The sequence below is a fragment of the Nocardiopsis coralliicola genome (assembly GCF_054779695.1).
This window is the reverse complement of record NZ_BAAGXT010000008.1, coordinates 98,602-114,605: the sequence shown is the minus strand read 5'-3', so window position 1 is coordinate 114,605 and position 16,004 is coordinate 98,602. Positions and strand designations below refer to the sequence as shown.

16 protein-coding genes are annotated in these 16,004 nt (G+C 75.7%); 8 read left to right on the top strand and 8 right to left on the bottom strand.

Features of this window, described 5'->3' with window-relative positions; translation table 11 throughout:
* Window positions 1–96 precede the first annotated feature (96 nt).
* Together ACYVGT_RS08720 and ACYVGT_RS08715 are read right to left on the bottom strand one after the other, a co-directional pair.
* Window positions 97–1,035, bottom strand: coding sequence for a M56 family metallopeptidase (locus tag ACYVGT_RS08720; RefSeq protein WP_460855946.1), 939 nt, complete (start codon window positions 1,033–1,035; stop codon window positions 97–99).
* A gap of 4 nt (window positions 1,036–1,039) precedes the next feature.
* Window positions 1,040–1,402, bottom strand: coding sequence for a BlaI/MecI/CopY family transcriptional regulator (locus tag ACYVGT_RS08715; RefSeq protein WP_460855945.1), 363 nt, complete (start codon window positions 1,400–1,402; stop codon window positions 1,040–1,042).
* A 324-nt stretch (window positions 1,403–1,726) separates the two neighbouring features.
* On the opposite strand from ACYVGT_RS08715, the gene ACYVGT_RS08710 reads away from it, so the two are divergent.
* The 5 genes from ACYVGT_RS08710 (at window position 1,727) to ACYVGT_RS08690 (ending at window position 6,200) form a co-directional block, all read left to right on the top strand.
* A complete protein-coding gene (locus tag ACYVGT_RS08710) occupies window positions 1,727–2,326 on the top strand; it encodes an O-acetyl-ADP-ribose deacetylase (RefSeq protein ID WP_460855944.1) in 600 nt (199 codons plus the stop codon).
* A gap of 123 nt (window positions 2,327–2,449) precedes the next feature.
* Complete coding sequence (locus tag ACYVGT_RS08705) at window positions 2,450–3,436, top strand: alpha/beta hydrolase (protein WP_460856005.1); 987 nt, start codon at window positions 2,450–2,452, stop codon at window positions 3,434–3,436.
* A gap of 167 nt (window positions 3,437–3,603) precedes the next feature.
* A complete protein-coding gene (mshA, locus tag ACYVGT_RS08700) occupies window positions 3,604–4,896 on the top strand; it encodes a D-inositol-3-phosphate glycosyltransferase (RefSeq protein WP_460855943.1) in 1,293 nt (430 codons plus the stop codon).
* Complete coding sequence (locus tag ACYVGT_RS08695) at window positions 4,893–5,390, top strand: YbjN domain-containing protein (RefSeq protein WP_460855942.1); 498 nt, start codon at window positions 4,893–4,895, stop codon at window positions 5,388–5,390. Before mshA ends, ACYVGT_RS08695 begins: the two co-directional genes overlap by 4 nt.
* A 60-nt stretch (window positions 5,391–5,450) precedes the next feature.
* Complete coding sequence (locus ACYVGT_RS08690) at window positions 5,451–6,200, top strand: phosphoglyceromutase (RefSeq protein ID WP_460855941.1); 750 nt, start codon at window positions 5,451–5,453, stop codon at window positions 6,198–6,200.
* Window positions 6,201–6,282: 82 nt separating this feature from the next.
* Here ACYVGT_RS08690 and ACYVGT_RS08685 read toward each other — a convergent pair whose 3' ends face one another.
* On the bottom strand, window positions 6,283–6,645 hold the full coding sequence (locus ACYVGT_RS08685; protein ID WP_460855940.1) for a DsrE family protein: 363 nt from the start codon (window positions 6,643–6,645) through the stop codon (window positions 6,283–6,285).
* 76 nt (window positions 6,646–6,721) lie between these two features.
* A complete protein-coding gene (locus tag ACYVGT_RS08680) occupies window positions 6,722–7,489 on the bottom strand; it encodes a GIDE domain-containing protein (RefSeq protein ID WP_460855939.1) in 768 nt (255 codons plus the stop codon).
* A gap of 277 nt (window positions 7,490–7,766) precedes the next feature.
* Between ACYVGT_RS08680 and ACYVGT_RS08675 the strand changes: the two genes are divergently transcribed.
* From ACYVGT_RS08675 to ygfZ, 3 genes are all read left to right on the top strand, one after another.
* Window positions 7,767–8,321: a nitrobindin family protein gene (locus ACYVGT_RS08675; RefSeq protein ID WP_460855938.1), complete on the top strand. Its 555-nt coding sequence runs from the start codon at window positions 7,767–7,769 to the stop codon at window positions 8,319–8,321.
* A 370-nt stretch (window positions 8,322–8,691) separates the two neighbouring features.
* The gene (locus ACYVGT_RS08670; protein WP_460855937.1) at window positions 8,692–9,120 is read left to right on the top strand and encodes a Fur family transcriptional regulator; all 429 of its coding nucleotides are present in this window, start codon (window positions 8,692–8,694) and stop codon (window positions 9,118–9,120) included.
* An 87-nt stretch (window positions 9,121–9,207) separates the two neighbouring features.
* Window positions 9,208–10,299 carry a CAF17-like 4Fe-4S cluster assembly/insertion protein YgfZ gene (ygfZ, locus tag ACYVGT_RS08665; RefSeq protein WP_460855936.1) on the top strand — a complete coding sequence of 364 codons (1,092 nt, stop codon included), beginning with the start codon at window positions 9,208–9,210 and terminating at the stop codon, window positions 10,297–10,299.
* 159 nt (window positions 10,300–10,458) lie between these two features.
* On the opposite strand, the gene ACYVGT_RS08660 is transcribed toward ygfZ, so the two are convergent.
* The 4 genes from ACYVGT_RS08660 to ACYVGT_RS08645 form a co-directional block, all read right to left on the bottom strand.
* Window positions 10,459–11,175: a type 1 glutamine amidotransferase gene (locus ACYVGT_RS08660; RefSeq protein ID WP_460855935.1), complete on the bottom strand. Its 717-nt coding sequence runs from the start codon at window positions 11,173–11,175 to the stop codon at window positions 10,459–10,461.
* A 133-nt stretch (window positions 11,176–11,308) separates the two neighbouring features.
* Window positions 11,309–12,565: a MurT ligase domain-containing protein gene (locus ACYVGT_RS08655; RefSeq protein WP_460855934.1), complete on the bottom strand. Its 1,257-nt coding sequence runs from the start codon at window positions 12,563–12,565 to the stop codon at window positions 11,309–11,311.
* Window positions 12,566–12,695: 130 nt separating this feature from the next.
* Window positions 12,696–14,642 (bottom strand): hypothetical protein, encoded by a 1,947-nt coding sequence (locus tag ACYVGT_RS08650; protein WP_460855933.1) that lies wholly within the window; start codon window positions 14,640–14,642, stop codon window positions 12,696–12,698.
* Window positions 14,643–14,754: 112 nt separating this feature from the next.
* A complete protein-coding gene (locus ACYVGT_RS08645; protein WP_460855932.1) occupies window positions 14,755–15,594 on the bottom strand; it encodes a DMT family transporter in 840 nt (279 codons plus the stop codon).
* Window positions 15,595–16,004: the final 410 nt, after the last annotated feature.

Below are 16,004 nucleotides of genomic sequence, written 5' to 3'. Positions count from 1 at the left end.
CGCGAACGGCGCCGGAGGTGCCCGGACGCGGCACCGACGAGGGCGGACTCACACGGCCTCCTACCCGGCCGGCGCGGCCGGGGAACGGGCCGGCGGCTACATGGGCAGGTGCCACAGGGTGGTGGTGGCCGACATCAGCAGGGCCGCGGCGGCGAGCACTCCGGCGCTCTGGCCGCGGGTGAGGGCCCGGCCGGGGCGGAGCAGCCGGTTGACCCGGGCCACCACATCGGCGTGCTCGGCGGTGGCTGCGAGGGTGCCGGCGGGCGCTTCGATCCGGCTGGCGCCGACCCGCATCAGCGCGGTCGCGAGCTCCTTCGGCGAGCGCTCGCGGCGGGCCTGGTCGTCCGCGCACATCTCGATGAGCAGGGAGACCGTCCGGTAGTAGGACTCCATGATGCGCACCCGCGGGAAGGCGCGCTTCAGCGAGGAAAACGGGAGCAGTACCAGGTCGTGGCGCTGGCGCAGGTGCGCGTGCTCGTGGGCGATGACGGCGGCCAGCTCGCGCTCGTCGAGCACCTGCAGGGCGCCCGCGCTGACCACGACCTCCGAGCGCAGCACTCCGGGCAGGCAGTAGGCCGCGGCGGTGGGGTGGTCCAGGATGCGCGCCCCGGGCACGCCGGGGTCGTCCCGCCCGACCAGCTGGAGCAGGTCGTGGTGGCGGCGCCGGGTGCGGACCACGTGCGCGAAGGACACCATCAGGCAGCAGAAGAGCAGCAGGGTGAGGCCCACCGCGACGAGGATCGCGGTGATCTGGACCGGGCCGAACGGGCTCTCCGCGGCGCCGGTGAGCCGCAGGCCGTTGGCCGCGGCATCGCTCCACAGGGCGGAGATGCCGTGCAGCACGCCCACGCCGTACGCCTGGAGGCCGAAGGCGAGGAGTGCGCCGATGGTGGAGACGCCCCAGGCGAGGCCGAGCGCCTGCCAGGCGATCACGGCCACGTAGGGGCCGCGGGAGGGCCAATCGGCCCGACGGAGCCGTGCCGCGGCTGCAAAGCAGCCGACCGCGATCGCAGCAAGCAGAGCGGCACTGACCATAGGGCTACGTCCTTGGCTCGTCGACATCTCCGAGTGCGCGCCGCAGTGCCTCGGCCTCGTCCTCGTTCATCGAGCGGACGAAGGCCGCGAGTGCGGCGTCGCGGTCACCGGTCTGACCGAGCGCGTCGAACATCAACTCGGAGACGTAGTTCTCCCGGCTGGCCGCCGGACGGTACTTCCACGCTCGACCCTCGCGAGCACGGTCGACGACGCCCTTCTTCGCCAGGCGGTCGAGAACCGTCATGACGGTCGTGTGTGCGAGATCGCGTTCAGCGAGGGCGCGTCCCACTTCGCGGACCGTCATTGGCTCGCTTCGCTGCCACAGTACCTCCATAACCGCGCGTTCAAGGTCGCCGAGCCGATTCATGGTGGTGAGTCTACGCCCGGTAGTACTACCCCTCGTGGCACCCCCGGCGCAGTGCCCGGTCCCCCTGCAGCGCAGGGCCTCCCGTGCGCGCCCGCGCGCCGCGCCCGGCGCCTCCGGCGCGGCTTCCGACCAGGCCGCGCCGGGCACCGGGGCGGTGGCCCCGCCGCTCCGGCGGCGGCCGCCGGAGCCCGGTGCCCGCGGGGCCGGTGCGGCCCCGGCGCCGGGCGGGGCAGCCGGGGTAGGGGTAGAACCGCAGGGGCGGCGGAACGGAAACCGGGCACGGCGCCGCCGTACCGGAACGCGTTGCAGGGAGGGCCGGAAGCCATGGAGATCACCCTGGTCCGGGGCGACATCACCGAGCAGGACGTGGACGCGGTGGTCAACGCCGCCAATTCGGCCCTGCTCGGCGGTGGCGGCGTCGACGGCGCCATCCACCGTGCAGGCGGCCCGGAGATCCTGGCCGAGTGCCGCGCGCTGCGGGCCGGGCGGCTGCGGGACGGACTGCCGACCGGCGAGGCCGCCGCCACCACGGCGGGCCGGCTGCCGGCCCGGTGGGTGGTGCACACCGTGGGCCCGGTGTACAGCGCCCGCGAGGACCGCTCCGCGCAGCTGGCCGCGGCCTACCGGAACTCGCTGCGGACCGCAGCGGAACTGGGCGCGCGCACGGTCGCCTTCCCGGCGGTGTCGGCGGGCGTCTACGGCTGGCCGATGGACTCGGCGGCCGAGATCGCCGTCGGGGCCGTGCGCGCGTATGCGGCCGAGCAGGAGCGGGGCGGGGGCCCGGAGGGCGCATCCGGTGCCCGCGACGCGCCGGAGCCGGACCCGCATTCCGGCGCGCCCGGTTCGCTCACCGAGGTCCGCTTCGTCCTCTTTGGCGCCGATGCGTACGCTGCGTTCGCCGCCGCCCTCGGGCGCGACCGCTGAGCCCCTTCCGCCCGACCAACCATCAATTACACTGTGTGAGATTCCATTCGTCCGTTACGGGAGACACGCGCGCCGTGACCCACCCGTCGGACGTGCACCACCATCGGGACCTTGAGGGATGCGGTGTTCAGCTCTCTTTCGCGCAGGGCGACCGTGCTGGTCTCCTCTTCACTCGTCGTAGCGACCGCGGCCACACTGGCCGTGGTCCGCAGTGAGGGCGAGGGCGGCGGGCCCGCCACCCAGACGGCCGCGGCGGCACCCGCCGCACCGGCGGCGCCGGCCAACTCGGCCGCACCGGGCGTGCACCCGCGGCCGGGCGCCGTGGGCGTGTGCGACAAGCCCGGCGAGAGCGAGGTGCTGCGCGTCGACGACCCGGCGGCGCCCGAGGACGGCCGCCCCATCTGGGTGCACCGGCCGCCCGGCCCGGACAGCGCCGACCTGCCGGTCCTCTACCTGCTGCACGGCTCCACCGGCACGCACATGGACATCGTCGACTCCGGTGTCGCCAAGGCGATGGACGAGGAGATGTGCCGCACCGGCATCGAGTTCACCATCGCCGCCCCGTTCGGCCAGGAGGCCGGCGGCGCCGACACCGAATGGGGCGACGCCGTCGACGACGACTACCGCATCGAGACGTTCGTGACGGAGAAGGCGATCGACGCGGTCGAGGGCAACAACCGCCGCCCGCGCGAGCTGCGGGCCATGGGCGGGTTCTCCATGGGCGGCTACGGTGCCGCCGCACTGCCGCTCCGCCACCCGGACCTGTACGCGCAGGCGGTCAGCTGGGCCGGCTACTTCAAGGTGGACGACCCCAGCGGCACCTTCGGCGACGACACCGGCCCGCACGCTCCCGACCAGCTCATCGACGAGACCGGCAGCCCCGGGCCGAAGGACATCCGGTTCCTGCTCGTCGAAGGCGACGAGGACCACACCCCGCTGCAGGAGGGCTCGATCCACGGCGAGGCGAAGCGGTTCGCGAAGCTGCTGCGCGAGCGCGACATCGAGGTGGACACGCTGACGCCGTCCGGCGGCCACACCTTCGACACGTGGAAGAAGACCTACCCCGAGGCGGTGGACTTCCTCGCCGAGGGCTGGTCCACCGGACGCTAGCGCCGGCCGCGGAGCGGCCCTCCGCGGCCCCCGGCTGCCGGGGCGCGGCGCCGGACCGTCCATCATGGGAACACCGTGTGACCGCGCCCTGTTGTGCGGTGAGGGTTCCGCGCCGGGCGGAACGCCGGCGGACGGGAAGGGACGAGACGCAAGTGGAGCCGGACGGCATGCGCATCGCCATGCTGAGCATGCACACCTCCCCCCTCGACCAGCCGGGTACCGGCGACGCGGGCGGAATGAACGTCTACATCGTCGAAGTGGCGCGCCGCCTCGCCGAGCGGGGCGCGGCGGTCGACGTCTTCACCCGCGCCACCTCCGCCGACCATCCGCCGGCGGTGGACATCGCCGACGGCGCCACCGTGCGGCACATCCCCGCCGGGCCCTACGGGCCGCTCGACAAGCTGGCGCTCGCCCGCCACCTCTGCCCCTTCACCTTCGGCGTGCTGCGCAGCGAGGCCGACCACGATCCGGGGCACTACGCGCTCGTGCACGGCCACTACTGGCTGTCCGGCCGGGCCGGCATGGCGGTCGCCCAGCGGTGGGGGGTACCGCTCGTCCAGTCGATGCACACCCTCGCCAGGGTGAAGAACGCAGCGCTGGCGGCGGGCGACGCCCCAGAGCCGGACCTGCGCGTCCGCGGTGAGGACCACCTGGTGCGCTCCTCCGACCTGCTGGTCGCCAACACCGCCGACGAGGCGGCCGAGCTGGAGCGGCACTACGGCGCCGACCCGGCGCGGATGGCGGTCGTCCCGCCCGGGGTCGACCTGGAGGCGTTCACGCCCGACGGCGCACCCGGCAGCCGGGCCGCGGCACTGCACCGCATCGGCCTGGCCCCCGACACCGAGCTGCTGCTGTTCGTCGGCCGGGTGCAGCGGCTCAAGGCGCCCGACGTGCTGCTGCGCGCCGCCGCGCGGATGGTGGAGGACGATCCCGCGCTGCGCGAGCGGCTGGTGGTGGCGGTCGTCGGCGGGCGCTCCGGCAGCGGCGCCGGTGAACCGCGCCGACTGGCCGAGCTCGCCCGCAGCCTGGGCATCGCCGACCTGGTGCGGCTGGAGCCGCCGGTGCCGCGCGACCGGCTCGCCGACTACTACCGGGCGGCCGCCGCGACCGTGGTGCCGTCGCACTCGGAGTCCTTCGGCCTGGTCGCGGTGGAGTCCCAGGCCTGCGGCACACCCGTCGTCGCGGCCCGGGTGGGCGGGTTGCCCACCGCGGTCGCCGACGGCTCCTCGGGCACTCTCATCGCCGGGCACGACCCGGCCGACTACGCGGACGCCCTGCGCACCCTGATCGACCGGCCGCGGCTGCGCGCCGCCCAGGGCGCGGCCGGCGTCGCGCACGCCGCCGGGCTCAGCTGGTCGGCCACGGCCGACGGCCTCCTCACCGCCTACCGCGCCGCGGCGGAGCCCGCCTCCGCGGCGGCGCCGGGCGCGCGCGGCACCGAAACGGCAATGGGAGCGTGAGCGTGGACCTGCAGGAGAGGGCCGCGGCGGCGATCAGCGGCGCCGTCGCAGAGGCGGAGCTGGAGTGCGAGCGGCCGCGGCCGGGCGTGTTCCTGGTCACGCTGCCCGGCCAGCGCAAGCTGAAGACCCTGGTCTGGCTCGACGTGGGCGAGCACAGCCTGCTGGTGAAGTCGTTCTTCTGCCGGCGGCCGGACGAGAACGCCGACGGCTTCTACCGCTGGCTGCTGCAGAAGAACGCCGGAACCTACGGGATGGCGTTCTCCGCCGACGAGGCGGGCGACGTCTACCTCACCGGCCGGGTGCCGCTGTCCGCGATCACGCCCGAGGAGGTCGACCGGCTGCTGGGCTGCGTGCTCACCTACTCCGACGACAACTTCAACACCGCACTCGAACTGGGCTTCGCCTCGGCGATCCGCCGCGAGTGGGCCTGGCGCGAGCAGAACGCGATGAGCCTGCGCAACCTGAAGGCGTTCGAGCACCTGGTCCGCGAGTAACCGCCCGCTGGCGGTGCCGCGGTGGGCGCCCGGCCGCCCGGTCTCGCTAGGCTGAGCGGCATGGGCAAGCTTGTACTGCTACGACACGGCGAAAGTGTCTGGAACGCCGAGGGGCTCTTCACCGGCTGGGTGGACGTCGACCTCTCCACCGCCGGCGAGGGCGAGGCGCGCAAGGGCGGTGAGCTGCTGCGCGAGGCGGGCATCCGGCCGGACTCGGTGCACACCTCGCTGCTGAAGCGGGCGATCCGCACCGCCAACATCGCGCTGGACGCCGCCGACCTGCACTGGCTTCCGGTGCGGCGCACCTGGCGCCTGAACGAGCGGCACTACGGCGCGCTCCAGGGGAAGGACAAGGCGCAGACGCGCGAGGAGTACGGCGAGGACCAGTTCATGGTCTGGCGCCGCTCCTACGACACCCCGCCGCCGCCGATCGAGGACGGCGACCGCTATTCGCAGGCCGGCGACGCGCGCTACGCCGAACTCCCCCCGGAGCTGATGCCGCGCACGGAGTGCCTCTCCGACGTGGTCGACCGGATGCTGCCCTACTACTACGACGCGATCGTGCCCGAGCTGGCCGACGGCGGCACGGTGCTGGTGGCGGCGCACGGCAACTCGCTGCGGGCGCTGGTCAAGCACCTCGACGGGATCTCCGACGAGGCGATCTCCGGGCTGAACATCCCGACCGGCATCCCGCTCGTCTACGACCTGGACAGCGCGTTCCGCCCGTTCACCGCCGGCGGGACCTACCTCGACCCGGCCGCGGCCTCCGCCGCCATCGAGGCCGTCAAAAACCAGGGCGCCAAGAAGTAGCCGCAGCACCGACCCCGCGCCCCGGCGGCCGCCCCCGCGGCCGCCGGGGCGCACTGCTGTCCGGGCGCCGCGCGGCGCGGACTCAGTAGACGAGCGCCTGGGCGCCCTCGGCGAGCGCCTCCTCGACGAAGGTGGGGGCGCCCGCGATGCGCACGCCCTGCAGGAGGTCGGCCTGCTCCAGGTCGCGGCGGGCCGCGCACTGCGTGCAGACGGTGACGCGGCCGGCCGTCAGCACCGCGGTCAGCAGATCGGCCAGCGGCGCGGCATGCGGCAGCGCGAACTCCTCGGCCCGCCCGGGCACCGCGAACCAGGCGGACTCCCCGGTCAGCCAGAGCGAGACGTCCGCCCCGGCGGCGACGGCCGCCGCCGCGACGGTGAACGCCTGGTTGCACCGCTCCGGAGCGTCGTCTCCGGCCGTGACCTTGACCACCAGCGTGCGCGTCATGCCGGCCAGCGTAGCGGCGTCCGCACGCGCCCGGAAACCGTCCCGCAGAACCCCGGCGGCGCGGCTGGCGGACCGCTCAGACCGCGCTGAGGAAGAGGGCCAGGCCGGCCGTTGCCGAGGCGAGTGTCGTGCCGCCGAGGAGGAGGGCGCGGCGGCCGCTGCGGGCGGCGGCGGGTTCGGGGGCGGTCTCGGTGGCGGTGATGCGGAGGCGGCCGCCGGGCGCGGCGGCGATGACCGGGCGGCCGGAGCGGAGTTCGACGCGGCCCTCGACGGTCACCGGGGTGCCCGGGCGGATCAGCCACTCGCGGTACTCGAACTCGATGGTCTCGCCCCGGAAGAGGCCGGAGATGCGGCCCTTGACCCGCGGCAGGAGATCGTCGGCGGGGGCACGGACGCCCTTCTGCGGACGGCCCACCACGCGCTGCAGCGCCAGGTCGACGCCGTCGACAGCGGCGTCGGACGGATCCACGAGCACCGGGTGGCCGCCGGCCCTCGCGGAGGCTCCGACCAGCGAGAACACCTCTGCGGAGGCGTAGTCGGCGATCGAGTCGGCGCGGCGCTCGCGCACGGCCTCCGCTCCGGACGGTTCGGGCGACCAGTAGTGCCGGAGCACCTCGTGGCCATGCCAGACGCAGTCGGCGCGGGCCAGTCGCGACTCGGAGCCGCCCTGCGGGCCGGGCACCGCGGTGCCGCGCACCCGGACGTCCTCGCCGACCCGGGCGGCCAGGGCCCGCGGCCGGACGCCCTCGATCCCGCGGTGCGCCGAATAGCGGCGCACCGCGCGCAGTGCCGCGACGGCGAGCACCGCCGCGAGTACGATGAGAGCCGCACCGACCACCAGCATTGAGGCCCCCCGCCTATCTGCACTGCGTTGCACCACCGGTGGCGCTGTCCCCGCTGCGCGCGCTCCGGGCGCCGTGCCGGCCGCGGCCAGGGGCCGCCGCCGTGCACTGCGCTCCGCCGCTGCACTGTGCCCGCCGCGCGTGGTGCGCGGGCAACGGCCGGACCACCGGTGTATGGCGTCTTCTCTACCAGTTCCGCGCCGCGGCCGCCCGCCGGACCGGGGGCCCGAGGGCGCGGACGGACGCGCCACCGGCCGGTGGCCGCTAGTCTCGGACACCATGCAGGCTGAAATCCACCCCGATCTCGAGAAGCTGTCGTTCCTGGTAGGCCGCTGGGAAGGCGTCGGCGTCGCCGGATACGAGGGCACCGAGGAGTTCCAGTTCGGCCAGGTGGTCGAGTTCACCGCCGAGGGAGGGCCGTTCCTGTCCTACCGGGCGCGCGCCTGGCGCATGCAGCCGGACGGCTCACTGGGCGAATACGTCACCTCGGAGAGCGGCTACTGGCGGGCCCGCCCGGCGGGCACCGAGCGCCCGGAGGGGACGCCCGAGGACGCACCGTCCATCCACGTCGAGGCGCTCTTCGCGCACCCGGAGGGCTTCACCGAGGTCTACCTCGGCTCCGTCTTCGCCCACCGCGTGGAGCTGTCCACCGACGCCGTGCTGCACACCGAGACGGGCCTCGAGGTGACCGCCGGCCACCGCCTCTACGGGCTCTTCGGCGACGACCGCGAAACCCTCGGCTACGCCTGGGACATGGCCGCCCAGGGCAGCGGGCTCCGCTCCTACATGTCCGCCCAGCTCAAGCGCGCCGACAAGCAGGGCTCACGGGCCTGACGGGCCTGACAGGACTGACGGGCCCGGGCTGCGGCGCCCCGAAGCGGTGCCGGGCGCCGCGGCGCCGAAGGGGTCCCGGACAGGACGAACCCCCGGGGATGCTCCGCCGTGCGGCGGGGCCGGGTGGACTGGGTCCGGCCTCCCGGGGGTTCGGGTGTCCGCTGGGGATTCGCCGAGGCGAACCGTGGTGCGCCCTAGCGGGCGGACACCTCGCTAGTCCTAAAAGCCTTCACTTCTCGGACCACCTCCTTTCCTGCGTGGTCACGACGCTATGCGCTCCCTCCGGGCCCGGGCAAGCGGTTTTTCCGTGCGCGAACTCCGGCCTCCCCCGGGGCCCGGCGGGCACCGGGGCGGCGCATAGACTCGGGCCATGGCCGGACCGAGCGGGCACCGCTGGCAGCAGGAGCTGCGCGACCGCGGGTACCGCGTGACCCCGCAGCGGCGCGCGGTGCTGGACGCCGTGGGCGCCCTGGAGCACGCCACTCCGGAGGCGATCCACGCGCGCGTGGGCGAGGGCCTCAACTTGTCGACCGTGTACCGCACGCTCGACCTGCTGGAGCGCCTCGGCCTGGTCACGCACACGCACCTGGGCGCCGGCGCGCCCTCCTACCACCTGGCCGAGGAGGCCGACCACCTGCACGTGGTCTGCCGCTCCTGCGGCGGGGTGGCCGACGCACCGCTGGACCTGGCCGCCGACATGGTGCGCCGGCTCGCCGCCGAGTCCGGGTTCAGCGCCGATGCCCGGCACCTCACAGTGTTCGGCGAGTGCGGAGACTGCGCGGCGGCCGCGGCCTCCTGACGCCCCGGCGGGAGCACGGCTCCGACCCGCCGCCGCCCCGGCGGCCGCGCCTGTCGCCACCCGCCGGGGCCGCATAGGCTGAGGGGTATGACTTCGCCGCTGCTGAGCCGTCCCGGGGCGGTCACCGCCGAATCCCCGGATGCCGATGTCGCCGCGCACTACGGCGACCCCGCTCAGGAGGGCCGTGCGCTCGAACGCTCCGCCGCCTGGATCGACCGCTCCAACCGGGGCGTCGTGCGGATGTCGGGCGCGGACCGGCTCACCCTGCTGCACAGCCTCACCAGCCAGGCGCTGGAGGGCGCGGCCCCGCAGACCTCCACCGAGTCGCTGCTGATGGACGCCAACGGGCGGGTGCAGCACCACCTGTCGATCGTCGACGACGGCGCGGCCACCTGGATCCACACCGAGCCGGAGCACGGCGCCGACCTCGCGGGCTTCCTGGACCGGATGCGGTTCATGATGCGCGTGGAGGTCGCCGACCTGACCGCCGAGCGCGCGGTGCTCACCCTGGCCGGGTCGGAGCGCGGCGCCGTGCTGGCGGCGGCCCGCGCGGCGGCCCCGGAGGTGTTCGACGGGGTTCCGGTGCGCCGGGACGACGCCGGCGAGGCGGCCGCCGCGGACGCGGACGCGCTCGCCGACACCACCGGTGCGCTCGACCTGTTCGTCCCGCGCACCGCGCTCGCCGCCGCGGCGGACGCGCTGGCCGCGGCGGGTGCCCGCGCGGCCGGGCTGTGGGCCTGGGAGGCGGACCGGATCGCCGCGCACCAGCCCCGCCAGGGCCTGGACACCGACGAGCGCACCATCCCGCACGAAGCGGGCTGGATCGGCACGGCGGTCCACCTGGACAAGGGCTGCTACCCGGGCCAGGAGACGGTGGCGCGGGTGGAGAACCTGGGCCGGCCGCCGCGCCGGCTGGTCATGCTGCACCTGGACGGCACCGAGGAGCGCCTGCCGGAGCGCGGTGCCGCGGTCGAGCTCGACGGCCGTCCAGTGGGCGCAGTGGGCACCTCAGCCCGCCACCACGAGCTCGGACCGATCGCGCTGGCCCTGGTGAAGCGGAACGTCCCGGTCGACGCCGAGCTCACTGTGGACGGCGTCGCCGCCGCCCAGGAGGTCGTCGTCGCCCCCGACACCGGCGCCAAGGCCAAGGACCGCCTGCGCGCGGCCCGCGGCCGCTGACACGGCCCGGCCGCCCCCTCGCCCCGCGCGGGCTCAGGCCCGGCCCGGGGAAGCCCGGGCGGCGCTGCCCAGCGGGCCCGGGAGGGCCTGCGCACGCCGCAGAGCCCCGCCCGGAGACGTGGGCGGGGCTCTGCGGCGTGCGGTGCGGGTGCGCCTTCCTCAGGGCGACAGGACCGCGGCGAGGCGCTCCTCGTGCAGGCGCTCGCCCCAGGACGGCTCCAGCGCGCCGATCTCCCCGACGCGCCAGCGCAGCAGCATGTCGGCCAGCGCGGGGTTGCGGGGCAGCGCCGGACCGTGCAGGTAGGTGCCGACCACCTGGCCCTGGTAGGCGCCCTCGGTCTGGCCGTCGTTGCCGATGCCGGCGATGGTCTGCGACAGCGGCCGCGCCATCGGGCCCAGCGCCGTGCGCCCCTGGTGGTTCTCGAAGCCGGTGATGCGCCCCGCGCCGAGCGCCGGGTCGACGTCGGCGACGATCTCGCCGACGGCCCGCGACTCGCCCCGGCCGCTGCGCACGTCGAGGATGCCGACTCCGGGCAGCGGCTGGTCCTCGTCGTCGCCGAAGCTCTCGCCGACGATCTGGTAGCCCGCGCAGACCGCGAGCACGGCCGCGCCCTGCTCCGCGGCGCGCTTCAGGCCGCCGTCGGCGCGCAGCCGCCGCGCCGCGAGGATCTGCGGCCGGTCCTCGCCGCCGCCGAGCAGGTAGATGTCGCCCTCGACGGGCACCGGGTCGCTGGAGAGCACCTGGACGATCTCGGTGCGGATCCCGCGCAGCTCGGCGCGGCGCTGGAGCACCAGCGCGTTCCCCTGGTCCCCGTAGGTGCTCAGCAGGTCGGGGTAGATCCAGACGATGCGCAGGACGCTGCTGGTGTCGGTCATGGCAACCGCCTCTTCTCCTGGGCCGGACGGGCTACTGCGGCCGGTGCGCCGGTACCGGGGGCTCCCCGCACGGCCGCGGCCGGCGCCCCCGCTGCCCGTGCTGTTGGTGCTGGCGCCGCTTCCACTGCGGCGCCTACTGGATGCGCCCGTAGGCGGTGCGGATCTGCTGGAACGCGGTGTAGTTGGCGATCACGTCGACCTTGGCGAGGTCGGGCCGCTCCGCGCGCAGGTGCGCCACCACGTCGTCGACCCGGTCGGCGACCTCGAACGCGACGCCGTCGGTCTCCAGCCGCAGCGCCAGGTCCGTGCGGCGCTCGCCGAGCACGAACACGCGGCGGCCGCGCAGCACCGTGTAGTCGACATCCCACAGCCAGGAGGTGTCCTTGCCGTCCGGGATCTGGGCGTTGACCGAGAGCAGCACCGGCACGTCCGGCGGGCCCAGGACGGCGAACGACTCCAGCCAGCCGGCCGGGTTCTTCGCGAGCAGCAGCCGCACCTCGGCGCCGTGCGTGTGCACCGACGTGTACCGCCCGGCGACCGAGCGGATCTCCTGCAGCCGCGGCAGCGACTGCTTGGGGTGGATGCCGTAGGCGGCGGCGGTGGCCATGGCCATCGCGGCGTTGGAGCGGTTGGCGTCACCGGGCAGGTGCAGGCCGAGCTTGAGCGCGGTGCCGTTGGGGTCGATCACCGTGTCGGCCTCGCTGTCGACCGCCCAGCTGGCCTCCGGCCGGCGCAGGCCGCACTCGGGGCACTCCCAGTGCGGGTCGGGATCGCGCTTGAGGTGGCCGCCGCACTCCGGGCAGCACCAGGAGTCCTCCTTCCAGCGCTGCCCGCCGGCCACCCAGGTGGCGTGCCGGGCGCCGAGCCCGGCCCAGGCGACGAGCGGGTCGTCGGCGTTGGCGACGACGTGGGTCTCGCTGGTACCCAGCACGTCCCGCCACTTCTTGGCGAGCAGGTTGATCTCGGAGGCGCGGTCCATCTGGTCGCGGCTGAGGTTCATCAGCACGGTGACCGCGGGGCGCGTCTCCCGGATGACCTGGGGCAGGTACTTCTCGTCGACCTCGAGCACGCCCACCCGGGCGTCCGGCTTGCTCGCCAGCGCGGTGATGTGGCCGGTGGGCATGTTCGCGCCGTGCTCGTTGGTGGCGATCTCGCCCAGCTCGCGCAGCGCGGCGGAGATGAGCCGCGTCGTCGTGGTCTTGCCGTTGGTCGCGCTGACCAGGGCCAGCTGCCGACCGCGGGCGAGCTGCGCCAGCAGGTTGGGCTGGACCTTCAGCGCCACGCGGCCGCCGATGACGGAGCCGTCGCCGCGCCCGGTCGCGCGGGACAGCGACGCCGCGCCCTTGCCCAGCGCAGAGGCCAGCTGGGCGCGCAAGGGAAGTTCGCTCATGATCCCCACTCGTGTCTGCATCAGTTGTCGCCGCGGTGCCCCGGTGCGGCGGGACCGCGGTGCGGAAGCGGTGCTCCGCCGCGGCTGCCGGGAGGTCCGCGCGGGACCCCCTCAGCCTATGCGGCGGGCGCTATGAGGTGGCCCACCGCCAGTCCAGCCGCTCCGGCGGCGGCCCCAGGTTGGGCGGCGGTGCGCCGTCGCCGCCGGCCGGCTCGGCCGGCGCGGCGGGCGGGCCGTCCTCGACGCTGGACAGGGTCGCCGTCGGGAGCGTGAGGATACCGGGATTCGCGTCGGCCAGCACTGCGCCGTGCGCGCCGGGGACGACGGCCGCCGTCGGCGGCAGGTGGCGCAGGCCGTGCGCGTCCGGGTGCAGGGTCCGGGCCCCGTCGGCGCCCTCGGCCTGGCTGGTGGCGCGGCCCCAGGTGGTGGCGGCGCGCAGGTCCCGGGCGAGGTCGAGCGGGGCGATGGCGGAGGCCGCGCCGCGGACCGAGACCGGAGCCGTCGCCGCCTGGCCGGGCTCGGCGTCTTCGGCGTAGCTGTCGGCCACGGTGCCGCTGAGCGCTTCGCCGATGACCTCGGTGAGCCGGTGCAGGCGCAGTTCCGGCTGGTCGCCGAGCCAGTCGGCGAGCCGGGCGGCCGACGCGCCGTCGGGCTGGCGCATCAGCACCGGGTGGACGCGGCCGGAGTCGAAGCGCGCGACGGTGTCCGCGTCCGCCTCGGGCACCAGCAGCACCAGTCCGGTCGCGGCGGCCTCGGCGGCGTCGATCAGCCGGTCGACGGCCTCCGCGGGCAGCGCGTCGGCGCCGCAGACGAGGATGGCGCGCCCCCACCGGTCGGTCCGCTCGCCCGACCCGGCGGCCTGCGCGCGCATCTCCAGCAGCCGGCACAGCGCCGCCGCGGTGTAGGCACCGTAGGCGCGGGCCGCGACCTCGCCGCCGGCCCGGTCGGTGGCGATCACTTTGACCTGGGCGTAGGGCTCGGTCTGGGCGCGGGTGCCGACCCCCTCGAACGGGGCGAGGTGGCCGGCCAGCTCCCAGGCCCGCTCGACGACGGCGCGGTCGGTGCCGCACCTCTTGCGGACATCGGCGCGCTGCTCGTCGGTGAGCGCGGCGACGGCCGGGTCGCCGCCGGCATCCGGGGCGTCCTCGGGCACCGCGAGCGTGCGGAGGCCGCCGACGACGGCGTCCACTCCGGCTTCGGCTCCGACCGCCTCCAGGATGCCTTCCAGCAGCGCGGTGTCGGCGCCGCTGTCGGCCTCGGGCTGGGCGGCCGACGCCACCGCGGCGAGCACCGCGGCACGGCCGCCGGCGCCGAGTCCGGCGCCGAGGTTCATCCGCGGCAGGTCGGCGGGGAGCACCCAGATCCGCGGCACGACGCCGCTCCGCCGCACCAGCGCCACCAGGTCGCCGGCGACCGCGCGGCCGGACAGGTCGACCACGGTGAGGTCGGCCCCCGCACCCAGCCGGGACGCGCCGACGCAGGTGAGCACCGCCGACCAGCCGGCGTCGGTGCCGCCGGCGACGAGGACGGCGCCGGCGTCCTCGGGCACGTGCACCGTGTACCACTGCGGCTGCGCCTCGAACGCGTGCCGCCACGCCTGCCAGGCGGCGTGCCGGGCGGCGTGCTCCTCCTGGAGCCGGCGGAGCTCGCCTTCCGCTGCGCGGCGCTCGGCCTCCAGGCGGGCGCGCTCCTCGGCGACCCGGTCGGCGATCACGCGCCGGCTCTGCAGCAGCGCGACGCCGACGGGCACCGCGACCACGGCGCAGGCGCACACCGCGCCGAAGGCGAGGACGCCCGGCAGGATGCGCAGCGGCCACAGCGCCAGGGCGAGCAGTGCGAGGCCGGCGAGCACGCGCAGCGCGGTGGTGAGCGGCCGGTTGGTGGTCTGCTCGTCCCCGCGCTGGGCCTCGACCCATTCCGGGCTGACCTCGACGCGCTCGGGCGGCGCGGGGCGCCGCGGCGGCGGCCCGGGGTCGTCGACGAGCACCTCGTGCCGCCAGCCGATCTGCGTGGCCGCGTGGGCGATGGTGCGCTCGTTCCGGGGGTTGCGGGGGGAGCCAGTCCTTGGTTCGGGCACGTCCGAGCACCTCCTGGTGCACCGCATGCTGTCAGGACACGGGTGAGTTGTCACCACTTCGCCGGGAACCGGGCGCTGCACGGGGGCGGCGCACCCGCTGCCGGGCCGGGCGTCAGAGGTTGAGCAGGGCGATCCCGGCGGCCACCACCGCGGCGGAGGCGATCTTCACCCGGCCGAAGCCCTCCTTGAAGACCACGGCGGCGATGATCGCCCCGAAGATGATGCTGGTTTCGCGGAGTGCGGCGACGGCGGCCAGGTCGCCGATGGTCTGCGCCCAGAGCACGAGGCCGTAGGCGAGCATGGACAGCAGTCCGCCGAGCGCCCCCACCCGCCACACCGGGCGGAGGTCGGCGGCCAGCCGGCCGCGGCGCAGGACCAGTGCGGCGATCCCGAACCAGGGGCCCTGCAGGATCATGAGGAAGGCGAGGTAGGCGACGGGTTCGCCGGAGGCGCGCACCCCGATGCCGTCGACGACCGTGTACCCGGCGATCATGATGCCGGTGACGAAGGCGGCGCCCAGCGCGGGCAGCGCGTCCCGCCGGGGCGGGCCGGCGGAGAACACGAGCAGGGTGAGCCCCGCGGAGACGACGAGCACACCGGCCAGGTGCGGCGGGGTGAGCGTCTCGCCGAGCAGCACCGCCGCGCCGATCGCGACCAGCCACGGGGCCGTGCCGCGGGCCAGCGGGTAGACCTGGCCGAAGTCCCCGATCCGGTAGGACAGCATGAGGAAGCCCATGTAGCCGATGTGCAGCAGCACCGACAGCAGCAGCGCCGGCCACGCCTCGGCCGCGGGCGGACCGGTGAAGCAGGCGACGGCGATACCGCCGGCGGTCCCGGCGGCGCCGATGAGGGCGAACCCGATCAGCCGGTCGGTGATGGCGTGCGCGATAGCGTTCCAGACCGCGTGCAGCACCGCGGCGGCGAGCACCGCGCCGACGGCGGCCGGCGTCACGTCCGCCTCCCGGCGGCGCGGCCGCGCGGGCGGGGGCGCCCGCTGCTGCGGGCGCGGTGCGGTGCCGGGGCGGTCAGCCCGCCTGGGGCGGGTCGGTCAGGGCGGGGTGCGGCCGCAGGCAGGGGGACCTCCGAAGCGAAGCGCGGGGGATTGCGGAGAGGGCGGGCGCAGCCGCCGCAGTCTGCGCGCCCGGCGGCGCCCGGCCGGCACCACCCTACGCCGGCCCTCCCGCAGCAGCCGGGGCGGGAGGGCCGCTGGGCGGGCGCACGGCAGCGGGGCCCGGGGGATGGATCCCCCGGGCCCCGCGCGCATCACTACCGCTGCGCCCCCGCTGGGCTGCGCGACTGCCGCAGGCCAGCGGCCGGCGGGTCCGGTCCTGCGTCCCAGGGTCCGGGCCCGCTGCCGCGCTC